General features: G+C 52.1%; 15 protein-coding genes. 11 read left to right on the top strand and 4 right to left on the bottom strand.

The annotated features are described in order from the left end of the window. Positions 1–42: 42 nt before the first annotated feature. The 5 genes from DP091_RS28960 to DP091_RS32180 all read left to right on the top strand — a co-directional run bounded on the left by DP091_RS28960 (position 43) and on the right by DP091_RS32180 (position 4,157). On the top strand, positions 43–1,323 hold the full coding sequence (locus tag DP091_RS28960; protein ID WP_113061509.1) for a serpin family protein: 1,281 nt from the start codon (positions 43–45) through the stop codon (positions 1,321–1,323). A gap of 112 nt (positions 1,324–1,435) precedes the next feature. After that, a complete protein-coding gene (locus tag DP091_RS28955; RefSeq protein ID WP_113061508.1) occupies positions 1,436–2,464 on the top strand; it encodes a TIR domain-containing protein in 1,029 nt (342 codons plus the stop codon). Beyond that, on the top strand, positions 2,461–2,697 hold the full coding sequence (locus tag DP091_RS28950; protein ID WP_113061507.1) for a hypothetical protein: 237 nt from the start codon (positions 2,461–2,463) through the stop codon (positions 2,695–2,697). The genes DP091_RS28955 and DP091_RS28950 overlap by 4 nt, the downstream gene beginning before the upstream one ends. A 194-nt stretch (positions 2,698–2,891) precedes the next feature. Then, positions 2,892–3,629, top strand: coding sequence for an MBL fold metallo-hydrolase (locus DP091_RS28945; protein WP_181469947.1), 738 nt, complete (start codon positions 2,892–2,894; stop codon positions 3,627–3,629). Between the two features lie 393 nt (positions 3,630–4,022). Next, positions 4,023–4,157: a hypothetical protein gene (locus DP091_RS32180; protein WP_258394733.1), complete on the top strand. Its 135-nt coding sequence runs from the start codon at positions 4,023–4,025 to the stop codon at positions 4,155–4,157. Positions 4,158–4,589: 432 nt separating this feature from the next. On the opposite strand, the gene DP091_RS28940 is transcribed toward DP091_RS32180, so the two are convergent. Beyond that, positions 4,590–5,000, bottom strand: coding sequence for a GNAT family protein (locus tag DP091_RS28940; RefSeq protein ID WP_113061505.1), 411 nt, complete (start codon positions 4,998–5,000; stop codon positions 4,590–4,592). A 218-nt stretch (positions 5,001–5,218) separates the two neighbouring features. Between DP091_RS28940 and DP091_RS28935 the strand changes: the two genes are divergently transcribed. Next, a complete protein-coding gene (locus DP091_RS28935) occupies positions 5,219–5,980 on the top strand; it encodes a TioE family transcriptional regulator (protein ID WP_113061504.1) in 762 nt (253 codons plus the stop codon). Positions 5,981–6,117: 137 nt separating this feature from the next. Here DP091_RS28935 and DP091_RS28930 read toward each other — a convergent pair whose 3' ends face one another. Both DP091_RS28930 and DP091_RS28925 read right to left on the bottom strand, forming a co-directional pair. Further along, the gene (locus DP091_RS28930; protein WP_113061503.1) at positions 6,118–6,924 is read right to left on the bottom strand and encodes a Cof-type HAD-IIB family hydrolase; all 807 of its coding nucleotides are present in this window, start codon (positions 6,922–6,924) and stop codon (positions 6,118–6,120) included. 38 nt (positions 6,925–6,962) lie between these two features. After that, positions 6,963–7,865: a DMT family transporter gene (locus DP091_RS28925; protein WP_113061502.1), complete on the bottom strand. Its 903-nt coding sequence runs from the start codon at positions 7,863–7,865 to the stop codon at positions 6,963–6,965. A gap of 287 nt (positions 7,866–8,152) precedes the next feature. Between DP091_RS28925 and DP091_RS28920 the strand changes: the two genes are divergently transcribed. Further along, the gene (locus tag DP091_RS28920; protein WP_113061501.1) at positions 8,153–8,866 is read left to right on the top strand and encodes a metal-dependent hydrolase; all 714 of its coding nucleotides are present in this window, start codon (positions 8,153–8,155) and stop codon (positions 8,864–8,866) included. 87 nt (positions 8,867–8,953) lie between these two features. Here the strand turns inward: DP091_RS28920 and lplA are convergent, their stop codons facing one another. Next, a complete protein-coding gene (gene lplA / locus DP091_RS28915; protein ID WP_113061500.1) occupies positions 8,954–9,955 on the bottom strand; it encodes a lipoate--protein ligase in 1,002 nt (333 codons plus the stop codon). A 174-nt stretch (positions 9,956–10,129) separates the two neighbouring features. On the opposite strand from lplA, the gene DP091_RS28910 reads away from it, so the two are divergent. The 4 genes from DP091_RS28910 to DP091_RS28895 form a co-directional block, all read left to right on the top strand. Next, positions 10,130–11,254: a pyridoxal phosphate-dependent aminotransferase gene (locus DP091_RS28910; protein ID WP_113061499.1), complete on the top strand. Its 1,125-nt coding sequence runs from the start codon at positions 10,130–10,132 to the stop codon at positions 11,252–11,254. Positions 11,255–11,335: 81 nt separating this feature from the next. Beyond that, a complete protein-coding gene (locus DP091_RS28905) occupies positions 11,336–12,070 on the top strand; it encodes an adenosylcobinamide amidohydrolase (RefSeq protein ID WP_113061498.1) in 735 nt (244 codons plus the stop codon). After that, entirely contained in the window at positions 12,067–13,044 is a 978-nt protein-coding gene (gene cbiB, locus DP091_RS28900) for an adenosylcobinamide-phosphate synthase CbiB (protein ID WP_113061497.1), read from the top strand. Before DP091_RS28905 ends, cbiB begins: the two co-directional genes overlap by 4 nt. Then, a partial coding sequence (locus DP091_RS28895) for a histidine phosphatase family protein (protein WP_113061496.1) occupies positions 13,035–13,598 on the top strand: 564 nt, incomplete at its 3' end. The genes cbiB and DP091_RS28895, both read left to right, overlap by 10 nt.

Genomic DNA, 13,598 nt, shown 5'->3' with positions numbered 1-13,598 from the left:
AGCAGATAGACAAGGAATTTGAGATTGAAGGGGGACAAGGTTATGCGAAAAAGGATGGTACTCTCGGGCCTATGTTTACTTATGGGGCTTACCGCTTGCGCTCAGGGCAGCGATATCCAGTCAGTGGAACCGCAAGCCATGGTGGATAAGCTGCCCAACGTGAAGGAATTGTCGGCTGAGGAACGTAAAGCGGTATTGACCAAGATTAATACCGGCATGGTGGAAGCGCAGAATGATTTTGGTTTACGATTGCATCAGGCGTTATCGAATAACCCGGAGTACAAAAGTGATAATCTGATTATTTCTCCGTATAGCGTTACGCAAGCTTTGGCACTGGCCTATAACGGGACAGCGGGCGGTACGGCCGCCGAGATGTCCGGCGTACTTGGTTGGAAGGGCATGAATGTGGCTGATATCAACGATGGGAACCGCCAGCTGCAATCATTGCTGGAGAACGGGGGAGGCGTCGTGCTGAATGTGGCCAATTCCGTTTGGCACCAGCCAGGCCTTGAGATGAAGAAGACGTATTTGCAGGCCGTTAAGGATAGCTATCGTGCTGAAATTAAGGAGGCCGACTTGTTGAATGCCGATGCGATGGATGCCATAAATCGGTGGGTGAACGACAAGACGAGCGGCATGATTCCTTCGATATATGATAAACCTCCGGGCGGCGTTGCGGTCCTGATCAATGCCATTTATTTTAACGGCGGGTGGATGGATGAATTTGATCCGGCGAATACCGTGGATGAAGAATTCACGCTTTCTGACGGCACCACTCAAAAAATTCCGATGATGAAGCGGGAAGGACGATACAGTTACAAAGAAGGGGAGTCCTGGCAGGCGATCCGCATCCCTTATGGAGATGGCCGCATGCATATGCTGGTTATCCTGCCGAAGGAATCCTCATCCATGGATGAGCTGCAGCAGCAGTTGTGGAAGGATGCGTCCGTCTGGAAAGGCGATTACCCGCATGAGACCATCCAGCTTGGGCTCCCCAAATTTAAGGTGGAACAGACCTTCGAGCTCCCGGATGCGCTTCAAAGTTTGGGGATGATTCAGGCATTCGACAGCGATGCAGCTGATTTTAGCGCCATGGCAGCCGATGGAGAGAAATTTTGGATTGACAAGGTAAAACACAAAACGGTGGTGGATGTCAGCGAAAAGGGAACAGAGGCTGCTGCAATTACAGCAGTCGGGATCGAGACAACTGCTGCTCTGACCTCCCAGCCGATCGTCATGAATGTTGACCGCCCTTTTTTCTTTGCCATTGAAGATCGGGACACCGGCACATGGTTATTTATGGGGTCTGTTTTGAAACCTTAGCATATACTATACCAACATGCGCCTGCCATAATTTTCACCCAAAAATAGGCAACTTTGTTATAATGGTCGAATAAGACTAAAATGTATAACAAAGGGAGAATAGGATGTGCCTATGACCATACCGAAGCCGAATTTATTCATAGGTTCTTCCAGAGAGGCCATCAAGTATGCAAGGGCGATCCACGAACAGCTCAAACGGTCCGCCCAAGTGACACCTTGGTACGGCGGAACGTTCGGGGCGAACCTGTATACGATGGAAGCTTTGGAGAAGCAGCTGGCGTCCAGTGATTTTGGTGTGTTCGTCTTTTCTCCGGATGATGTGGCACTCATTCGAGGCAAACATGTATTTGTTACCCGCGACAACACGCTGTTCGAGATGGGGCTGTATTGGGGAAGGCTCGGGCGGCGAAGAGTGTACTGCATCATCCCGGATCAGGTGGAGGCAGACAGCAGTTCCGTTCAAGACGTGATCGTTAAGGATTACCATCTACTCTCCGACCTGCAGGGCTTAACGCTGCTCGAATATGAACTGCGAAGCGATGACGATTACAAATCAGCCGTCGATGTCGCTTGCGGGCATATACTGAGCGCGATCGAAACCGAAGGGTTCTACAACAACCCGAGCACCGTGATTGAACAGAAGGATGCGGAGCTGAGGCGCAAGCAAAGCGTGCTGCATTTTTTCTGGGAATATAACCGAAATGTGCATGTGAGTGATGAAGCGGAAAAATATCATGCACTGAGTGAAGCTGTCCGAAATTCCTTGCTCCCGCCGGCTGCAGGGGATTTTAGGGTGACCGGCGCCGCCTTCTGGGGCCGAAGAGATGAAGGCATTGCCCAAATTGGGGGTAATGTAGGTAGAGGACGGTATTTCCCGTTCGATGGGAGTAAGGAACATTCGCCAAGTAACCAGTCGATTTACGTGATAGATGTCTATAATAGTGGAAAATGGGCATTTTATCACGAAGAGGAAGTTGCGCAGGTGTATGTGTTCTGCTATCCTTTAGGTGTAAATCATGTATTGTCCGTGCATTTTACGGGACATGAGATTCTTACGGATGAAGATCTCGCGGAGGTTGTAGAACAGAATCGTGAGCTGCTTCGTACCATCAGGCATTTAGTTGGAGGGGATTCGTCGTGAGCAGGAATGAGAAGAAGAGAACGTCAGGTCATCCGCAGGGGTCCGCCAATGGCAGCAGCTGGGTGGTTCGGGGACCCGTACCGATGATGAGTACGCTGAAATCCCGGAAGCGCTCGGTTAGACGTCCAAGCAAGAACAGTGTATATATTGGTCCTTCTGTGGAAGGTGTAGATAAGAAATACGTCAAGGTCATCAGCGGAGCTGTTGATGATAACAAGCCCTCATTTGCTTAATGAATTGCTATGATACCGTTTAAGACGAAATGACGAAAGACCGTTCGGGATGATCCGGGCGGTCTTTGTTTTTTCTTCGTGCGCTTATACAATATAGGGATAAAGTTTACGTAAACAAGAACAAATCTATAAACACAGATGGGGGATGTCATGTGAGCGGGGATACATTGACTTTTTTGGGAACGGGAGATGCCATGGGCGTTCCGCGGGTATATTGCGATTGTGAGGTATGCACGGAAGCTCGGAATACGGGGAATAATCGGCGCTTGCGCTCTTCCGTGATGGTAGAGTGTGATGAAACGGCCTTCATGATCGACTGCGGTCCGGATTGGCGCTCTATGATGGAGGGGCTGGGAAAGCGGAAGATAAGTGATATGCTGATTACGCACGCCCACTTTGATCATATCGGCGGCCTTCCGGAATGGAGCGATGCCTGCAGATGGCAGAGGGAAAAGGGACGGCTATACGCCCCTGCCGAGGTGCTGGAGCAAATTGTCCGCCAGTATCCATGGCTTCCGCGACAGATGGAGATGACGCCAGTCGATGATGGCTTTTCACTGGGCGGCTGGGATATTTCCTGCTGGAAGGTAAATCATGGACAGAACGGATATTCTTATGCATATCGGTTTCAGAGGGACGGGTACGTCTGGGTATACAATTCCGACTCGATTAATCTGAGCCCTGCAGAAAAGGAGCCGCTGAATGGCGTGGATTTGCTGGTCCTCGGAACCAGCTTTGTTCATGAAACCGCCAAATTCGAGACTCGCTCCGTCTATGACATGAAGGAAGCGGCAGAGCTGCTCGCCGAGGTGAGGCCTCGCCAAACGGTGTATACCCATATGTCTCATGACGTCGACGTTCGGAAGGAGCTGCCTCTTCCGGAGGGAGTCCGCGTGGCGAGGGCGGGGATGACCGTGAGTCTAAGCAAGTGAAAAAAATATGATGGACTCGATACGGATGCATACAGCGCCGATTACAATGCAACCTGGGCTAAAGATGTGAACTTGGCTAGATAGGCACCGGGAGAGATCCAAAAGACAGCTAATAACATTATCCGCGAGATCGATCACTTGAACAGAGAACGTATCCAGGAAGTTATTAAAGAGAAATCATTCCTGGTATGGATGTAGTTATAGAAGTAGCCGCAGAGTTCTATGAAACGAGACGAGCCAAAGGTCCGCGATAAGTCCAATGTAGTTCAACTCCCAAAAACTAACCCAGTGCAAGAACTAGAAAGATAAATACCCTGATTAAGGTATAATAGAGAAGACAAAGTAACCGGTGGGATGTTGACACGGCGAAGCTACCCGAAAGGGGGTGACGCTGTGTCACTTGATCTTTTGGTGAAGATTCTGGATGTGCTACTAAAAGTGGTTGGTATTTTTGCTGGCCTGAAGACTTTGCATGGTAGCGGAAAACAGAAGAAAACACGTAAAGACAAGAAAAACCACCGGCGATAGGTTGGCTCCCTAACCGGTGGTTTTTCATTTCGTATGAATCTCTCGCCATGGGTTGCCCACTGGCCTTTGTTAAAAGTCACGATGTATCGAGCATCGTGGCTTTTATTATTTTACGCTTCCTATATATTGATTATACCACAATAGAAACAATCCGGAACAGCCGTTTCATGAGTCACCGGTTATTTCTGCTGACCTTCCATTCCCCAATGTCGGATCGACTCCGTAAAGCTTACAAATTAAGCGTCCGAACAATTCTGGATTCTGGAAACTAACTTTCGTCCGATGTACCAAATGGCCCGGCTATAACATAACGGAAAATATTGATTTATCAACAAATCGAGGACTATTTGAATAATGAAAGAAAGCGAGATGCAGCGGAAACAATTCGCAGCCCAGTGAGATGCCATACACAGGTTTGAAGGCCCCGCTCTCTTACAACGACCTGGCCATGCCGTATCGATCAGGATACAGCAGCTTGAAGCCCGCATGTTGGTACAGCTTGATTCCGGGCACATCGGTGATGACGGTGACCTCGGCTCCGCTTGGCGCTATTTTTTCCAGCCGGGAGAGCAGCTCGGACACGATCATCTCTTCAACCCCTTGATCAAGGTGGGAGGCCGCAACCATAATGTCCACCAGTTGAAAATAGAAAGCGCCATCGCCTACGACCCTTCCCATCCCGATCAGCCGGTCATTGTCGTCTCTGGCCAGAAGGGACAGCACGCTGCGGTTTAGCGCCGTCGCGATGGCATAAATCTCAACCTCAGGCAGCCCAGCACCTACTCTTAGATTCATGTATTCTAGATTTTGTGGAAACTCCTCGGTTATGCGCACGTTCATCATTATCAGCCTCCCTGTTAATAATAAGTTCATCTTGCCTCTACACCACTCAATATACAACATTGATGCAAGTGAGAAGATGTCTTGTAGCGGATCTAACCAAGCCGTGGATGTCATCCATTGAACCTTCTCAAAGCAATTTAATGTTTTAATTTAAGGTTTGCCAATGTCCTGCGATTCTGGTAAAGTAGGTTCTCAATCGTGATTGGGGAGGGAACGGCGTGCATTACTACAAGCCGAAAGATATCGCCAAAGAGCTGCAAATCAGCACAAGTGCTTTAAGGCATTATGAATCTTGGGGAGTGGTACCCCCTCCTGCCCGGAACGAGAACGGCTACCGTTTATACACGCAAATGCATATGGCCTACTTCCGTTGTCTGCGCGCCATGTTTCCGGGCTTTGGTTACGCGGTTACTTATGATGTGATTCGCCACATTCAGAAGAGGGAGATGGATGAAGCCCTCTGGCTCGTGAATGGGGAGCAGGTCAAACTGCTGCAGGAAAAAAACATTGCGGACGAAACGCTTGCCTTGCTCGAGAATCCCGAACTTAACATCATCAAGGATAAAAAGCTCAAACCCCATATGACAATCGGCGAGGTCGCCGAACTGACCAACGTGGAGTCGTCCGCCATCCGTCACTGGGAGAAGGAAGGCTTGATCACCCCGGATCGAAACCCCGAGAATGGATATCGGCTGTATACCCCGTCGCAAGTCAGGCAGATTTTGCTGATCCGCTCGCTCAGGCGGACCGTATATTACTTGGAGAGTATCAAGGAGATTATTCAGGCCGTGGAGCATCAGAGCATTGAACAGGCCCAAAAAATGGTTCGCGAAGCGTTGTCCGTCATCCATCAACGGAATCTGCAGCAATACAACGGCATTCATAAATTGATGGAGCTGTGCATGGAGGTTGGCCTGCTGGAGTTCAACGATGCGGCGCTTCTGAAGCCGATTCTAACGTTTAACCCGGATCGGGAATGACGGACAAGCCCCGCGAAGGCTTTGCGCCGTCCATGGTGACCTGTTAGCGAACGCGCTGGCTGCGTTTTTTATGGACGTGAACAAGCCCCCATGGATATCATGGAGGCTTAATTGCGCAGATTTATTTGTTCCGGATATTAACCTTGGTTGAGCACGAATTTATCAATGACATGTTTCACGCCGTCTTCGTTATTCCCGAGCGTAACGTAATCGGCAATTGCCTTAAGCGGCTCGATCGCATTGCCCATGGCGACGCCAAGACCGGCGGCTTCCAGCATCTCGTGATCGTTCCAGGAATCGCCGACAGCGATGGTTTCCTTGAGATCGCAGCCGAAATGATCGGCAAGGAAGGTGAGAGCATGTCCCTTCGTGCCTTCCTTATGCATAAACTCCAGAAAATGCGGTTTGGATTTGGTAATGTGCATGTCATCGCCCAGCAGCTCACGGAATACAGGGATGAGTTCATCCAGATAGTCCGGATCGTCAATGATGAGCATTTTCGGGGTCGGTTTCTGAACCATTTTCATAAAATCAGGCTCGATGTAATACGGCGTCCGGTTCAGGGCGCAGTAATCGATCAGCTTCTGATTCTCTTCACGGGCATACAGCTTGTCATCGATGTAGGTTTGCAGATGGAGATTGTGCTCTACGCAGTATTCATACAGCTTCACGGCTGCATCGACGGGTACGAAGCGTTCATAGAGAACCTTCTCGTCGAGCAGATTTTTAATCAAGGCACCCTGGTAGGTGATGATGGGAACGTTGAGTCCGGTTTGACGCGCAATAGCTTGAGCGGACGCATAGGCACGCCCGGTTGCCAGTGTCACAACGACACCGTGGGCTACGGCTTGCTCAAGCGCCTGCTGGACGCCGGGGGTTACTTCCTTGTCGTCATTGATCAAGGTGTCGTCAATGTCGATGGCCATTAATTTGTAAGTTGTCATGGGTATCTCTCCTTTTGTTTCTGTCTCTGTCTTTAACTCTATTGTACCTTTTGTGGGGCAGACTTCAATTCCGCAATCATCATTCCTGCCAAAATGCATAGACAACCGATGCCGCCGATGAGCGTAAGCCGCTCTCCCGCGAACAGGATTCCGGTCAGCGCGGCGAATACCGGCTCCGTTGCATAGATGATGGCCACCCTGGACGGCGTCGTATATTTTTGACAGACGGTTTGGATCCAGAAGGCGAATGCGCTGGTAGGTCCGATGGATACAGCCAGCGCCCACAGCACGTTCGGCTGGGTCAGCTTCTCCATCAGGTCGGTCACATTGCCGACATGCTCGGTTAGGGCAGATGCCGCTAAGCTAAATATTCCCACGACAGCCATCTGTAGCGCCGCCAGCAGCAAAGCAGGGTATCTCCCGGCATAAACGCCCGTGTAACCGATATGGAGCGCAAAACCGATAGCGCAAACGAGCACCAGCACATCCCCTTTATTCAGGCTCATGCCGGCTCCAGTGAAGGTAAGCAGATACAACCCCGCCACCGCAAGCAAGGCGCTGATCCAGGTGAATTTGGAGATGGAGTGTTTTAGCAGGGCATAGGATATGAAAGGGACCAGCACGACGGACAAGCCGGTAATAAAGCCTGTATTGGACGTGGTGGTGTACAGAAGGCCGGCGGTTTGAAAGGCATACCCTATAAATAAAAAAAGACCCAGCAGGCAAGCATGCAGCAGCATTTTGCCGGATATTAGCTTCCACTGGCTCCGGTAAAAGAGGGTGATGATCCATGTAAGGAGCAGGGCCGCTCCCAGAAAGCGGACTGAATTGAAAGCCATCGGCGGGAGCACGCGGACCGCATGCTGAATGATGAGGAACGTAGATCCCCACATCATGGCCACCAGAAGCAGGCTGAGATCGGCAATTCGTGAGCGATTCACTCGGTAGTCATCCTTTCTTGAAGGTGTGAAACTCCTGATGAGATTCCCGTACATTCGTCCACGGTCGTAACCTTGGGCAAGTGATCAAATTGTATCCCATATCAGAGAATCGGACAACCATTTTTAGGCCTAACCCAAGTGGAAGGGGTAGACAAAAAGAGGATGATTTTGCTATACTAATGAACCGAACGTACATTCTCATAACCCTGGGCTATCGGACGTGAAGGTCGGCAAGCGATCCATCGATCCCATATTCAGCATTGAGCTTAGAAAGGAAGATTGTCATCATGATGGGCAGAGCTCATTTGATTATTAGCACAGGGGTCACGTTATCCGTCATGGGCATGAGCGGAGTGCCTGTCACATTGCCGGCTGCCGCAGTGGCTTTGGTTAGCGCACTGCTTCCCGACATTGACGAGCCCAACTCTCTGCTGGTGCGTAAGGCGATTCCTTCCGGGTTGCTGCGAATCCTTCAGCTGGCCATGATCGGCGCAGCCATCTTTGTTGTCTTCTACGGCAAGGAGTATGCCCCTTGGAACATCGCCCTGGCCGGACTGATCGGGGTGGTTTCGTACCTGCCAAGCCGGACCCTGCGCCATATCGTCATGTTCCTGATCGGTCTCGGACTGATATCCTTCGGGCAGGGCTTCAGCCCATGGAACACGATCGCAGGCAGCGTGCTTATTGCAGGCTCCTTGGTGACCCACCGAGGGCTAACCCATACCGTCTATGCCGCTGCCGGATGGACGGGCCTGCTGTATTTCGCGTCGCAGGGTAAGATCGACGGAGAAAGCCTATGGTTTGCCGGCGGTTTATCCTACTCCATTCATTTGCTTGCAGATGCATTGACCAATCGCGGAATCCGCCCGCTTCCTCCTTTCAAATGGAGAATTAAACTGAAAATCATGAGCACCGGAAGCAAATGGGGACGCACGGTAGAGAATGCCTGCATTGTGTTAACGCTGGTCCTCGTTTGGTATGTGTTTATGGCCTCCTCCTGATCCGAGGTACACCTGTTTAAAATGAAAAAGCCTCCCGCCCTTGTGCATGCAGCATACGGGCGGGAGGCTTATTTAATACGAGCCGGCCTATTCCTCAAGAAAAATCAAGCCGATCAGATCGTCGAACTCCAGGTTGCCGAAGTAAAATTTGACGTCGATGCCGGATAGCGCGGTGCGCACCGCTGTTTCTTCATATCGTTTGCCGCGGAGCAGGTTCTCGATATCCGCGACATCGCCGACACCGAAGAAGTCGCCGTAAATCTTGATCTCTCCGATATGTCCTTCACGGATGTCCATCCGGATATCGATAATGCCCACCGGGAACTTCTTGGCATGCTTCACATTGCTTTCAGGGGATAGCCCATAGTTCCAATCCCAGTTCTGGTAGCGTTCCTTCGAGATCTGGTTGATCATCTCCCAGTCCTTCTCTTGAAGGACATATTGCGGTACTTGATCCGGCTCCATACCGAAAATCGAGCGAAGCAGCTCCGCGCGGAACTGTTCAATCGTCATATCCGTACCAAGCAGCTCCTTAATGTTCGCCACGCGGCTGCGGACGGATTTGGTGCTCTTCGATTTAAATTTTTCCGGATTGGCATTCAGCGAGGCTTGGACATCATCCAGGTTCAGGTCGAACATGAGTGTGCCGTGGCTGAACATGCGTCCCCGCGTCGAGAACTGCGCGTTCCCCGAAATTTTCTTCTCGCCGACCTGCAGGTCATTCCGGCCGCTGAGCTCGGCGGGCACGCCCATCTTTTGCAGGAAGTCGATGACAGGCTGCGTGAACTTCAGGAAGTTGTGAAAGGACTGTCCGTCATCCTTCGTGATGAAGCTGAAATTCAGGTTGCCGAGATCATGGTATACGGCTCCGCCCCCGGACAGTCGGCGCACAACCTGAATGTTGTTGTCACGGACGTATTCCTGGTTGATCTCTTCGATCGTATTCTGATGCTTTCCGATAATAATGGAAGGCTTGTTGATATAAAAGAGAAGGTAGCTCTCGTCCATGGACAAGTGCTTCAAGGCATATTCTTCAATCGCTAGGTTAATGGAAGGATCGTGGATCCCCTGATTATCGATAAATAGCATAGTATCCTCCGTCGTCACAAATCAAATTGTGGTGCTTCCAGACTATTGTAAACCAATTTTAAGGCAGAGACAAAGCATTCCATGTTGACGAGGCAGGGACGGTAGCGACATAATGATGGCATTACATAACGGCAGGGCTTGCAAGAGCCAGGACTTGGAACAGGAGGAGCCCTTATGAACGACAAAAAACAACCCTTGATCGAGGTGTACGGCCACGGAGGGGACGTGGAAACGGCGGCTGCAGCATTCGGAAGGCAGGCCTCGGCTTTCCTGGATTACAGCGCCAATATTAACCCGCTCGGACCGCCGCCAGGAGTTATCACGGCCTTACAGGAGGGAATGAGCGCGGTCATTCGTTATCCGGATCCGGGACATCGCAGGTTCAAGGAGCGGCTCGCAGCTGAGTTAGGCACCGATACCAGACGAATCCTTGTCGGCAACGGGGCGGCAGAGTGCATGGCGCTATTGTTGATGGGACTTACGCCAGGGATTGTGGGCGTAGTTGACCCGTGTTTTTCCGAATATCGGGAATTGTCCTTAAAATTTGGTTCGGACATCCGCTCCGTGTGCGGACATCCGGAGAGGGATTGGCGAGCAGACAAGGCGGATGTGATGGAGCTGTTGACTTGCACGGATCTCGTGTTTTTGGGCCAGCCCAACAATCCGAACGGGGTTCAATACAGCCTGGAGGATATCCGTGAAATAGCGGTATGCGCTGAGCAAGAAGGGACCTGGCTGGTGCTGGATGAAGCCTTCATCGATTTCATTCCGCATGAAGACAGACAGAGTCTGATGCCAGAGCTTCATGACTATCCCCGAACCGTGATTGTCAGATCGATGACCAAGTTTTATGCGATTCCGGGCCTGCGGCTCGGATATACGGTCGCGCATCCCGACGTGATACGCAAAATGGCAGGCAAACAGGTGACGTGGAGCGTCAATGGACTGGCGCTGCTTGCTGGAGAGGCTTGTCTTGGCAGCGGCAGGGAATATGAACTGGATACGCTGCAATTGATTCGCGCAGAGCGAGAGAAGCTGATTCGCGGCTTTCGGGCGTTGGGGAATGACGTTACGCCGGGGGAGGCCAATTTTCTACTCATGGAGCTTCCGCGGCCATGGAGTGCCGAGAGGTTTCAGTCGGAGATGGGCAGAAGCGGCGTGCTTGTCCGCAGCTGTGCCATGTACCCGGGCCTTGGTGAGCGTCATATCCGGCTAGCCGTTAAGGATGCCGGAGCTAATGACAGGCTGCTGGCCATAACCGCGGAGGTCCTTGGAAATCCTTCTGCTGGCGTGACATAGGGATGCCTAGCAGCAGATCCATATAAAGAATGCTACAGGTACAGTTGGTTCAGATATTTAAGGAGCAGGGAGAGAAAAAACATGGCAGTACCTTTTCTGAAAGGAAAGAATTACCTATATCGTTCGAATGCATGGCCAGGAGCGGCGGTGTCTCTGGAATCGGAGCTGCAGCATCCGCATATCCGGATCTCGCTTCCGGAGCCGGCTGCGTCTATAAGCAGCGCCATATACGGCGGCGGATTTCTGCATTTGGATCATATCGTGAACCGTTATGTGGACAAGCACTACGATTGCAGCGACCCTGTGAACGATATGGTTAACTTTATGGCTGTTCACGGTTATCCTGCTGATTCCGCGGCTGGATTGATGACAGCGGTGAAACTGAAGTATGCCTCCATCCGGGAAGAGCGGAGTGAACAGTGTTCCATCCTGTGCTGCGCTACCGCCGGCGTTGGCAATGCAGCCCGCGCCGGGTCGAGCCGCACCACCTTTGCGGCTTACCAGCCCGGCACGATTAATATCATGCTGATGGTGGACGGGATGATGACGCCGTCTTGCATGGTGAACGCGATGCTGACGGCAACGGAAGCGAAAGCCGCTGCGCTGCACGATCTGGGCGTGAAGGATCATGAGACCGGAGGCGTTGCGACCGGTACGACGACCGACGCGATGGTCCTTGGGGTCAGCGGCAATGCAGCGTATGGCGTGAACCACCATTATGCCGGAACCGCAACCGATCTGGGCGGCATGATCGGCCGTCTTGTCTACGAGAGTGTTACGGAAAGCATTATCACCGAAAGAGAGGACCAGATATGACCGTCGTGTGGGTCATTTGGGCAGCGGTCGTGCTGGACCTGTTGATCGGAGATCCGAGATGGCTTCCCCATCCTGTCATCGGCATGGGGAAAGCCATCCGCCGGGTTGAAGGCTGGATACGCCAACGGGCGACTACCGCTCAGAGCCTGAAGCGGGCGGGCATTCTGCTGCCGGTGATCGTGGCCGGCGGCTCCTTCGTGCTGGCATGGCTGCTGCTGGAGCTGTGCGGGGCGATTCATCCTTGGCTGGCGTGGGGAGTAGAGATCGTGCTTATTGCGACTACGATTGCCATCAAAGGGCTGCGTGAAGCCGGATTGGAGGTCTACGGCCATCTTCGCTCCGGCCATATCGCCGAGGCCAGGCGCGCGCTCAGCATGGTTGTCGGAAGAGACACCGGCCATCTGGATGAGCCGGAGATCGTGCGGGGAACGGTGGAGACGGTTGCGGAGAATATCGTGGATGCGGTCATCGCTCCGTTGCTTTTTTCCTTGATCGGGGGAGCGCCGCTGGCGATGGCCTACCGGGCCGTGAATACGCTCGACTCCATGGTCGGATATAAAAACGACAAATACCAGCATATCGGCTGGGCATCCGCAAGGCTGGACGATATCGCCAATTGGATACCGGCACGTCTGACGGCAGGACTGTTGACCGTAGTGGCTGCCATGTTGTCGCTGCAATGGAAAAAAGCGATCAAAATGGTCAGAAGGGATGCGCAAAAGCACCCCAGTCCGAACAGCGGCTTCCCGGAATCGGCCGTTGCCGGTGCGCTGGGGGTTCGTCTGGGAGGCGAGAATTCCTATCAAGGCGTGATCTCGTTCCGGGCTTATATGGGGGATCCCGAACGCCCGCTTGAAGCGGAGCATATTCGGGTGACAAACCGTCTGCTGCTGGGCGTATCGGTATTGTTTGCGTTACTGGGTACCCTGGTGCTTGGACTTGTTGCCGCCGCTGGAGGAAGCCTATGGATATGAGGATCACTTTGCATCTGGTCCGTCACGGCCGCACGATGTGGAACGAGGAGCGCCGTTATCTCGGCCATGAGGATCAGGGAATTCTGGTTGAAGGAGGGGAACAGCTTCTCCCGCTGCGGGATAGGTTTTTTACCAGACACTTTGTCCGAATCTATTGCAGTGATCTCCTTCGATGCAGACAGACGCTGCATGTTATCCTATCGGACTCCAAAATGGCTGCTATTCCTGATGATGAAGTTTTGGGCAGGATTATACCGGGAGTGGTGTATGATCCGCGGCTGCGCGAGCTCGATTTCGGAGATTGGGAAGGGAAAACCTACGAGGATTTGAAATCGGATATCTCTTATCGGCGCTGGATTGATAACCCCGCAGAAGTTACGCCGCCGAATGGGGAGAGCTGGGAGGCGTTCCGTTCCCGGCTTCAGGCATTCTTGACCGGGTTGTATTTGGATTTAAAGGAACTGTTGCATGTAGAGGAAGATCCCGATACCCTTGTGCAGGCAGAGGCAGAGGCAGAGGCAGAGGCAGAGGCAGAGGCAGAGGCAGAGGCAGAG

This window comes from Paenibacillus sp. MDMC362 (assembly GCF_003269305.1).
GTDB lineage: Bacteria > Bacillota > Bacilli > Paenibacillales > Paenibacillaceae > Paenibacillus_AQ.
The sequence above is the reverse complement of the archived record's forward strand: the minus strand, read 5'-3'. Positions and strand labels throughout refer to the sequence as shown.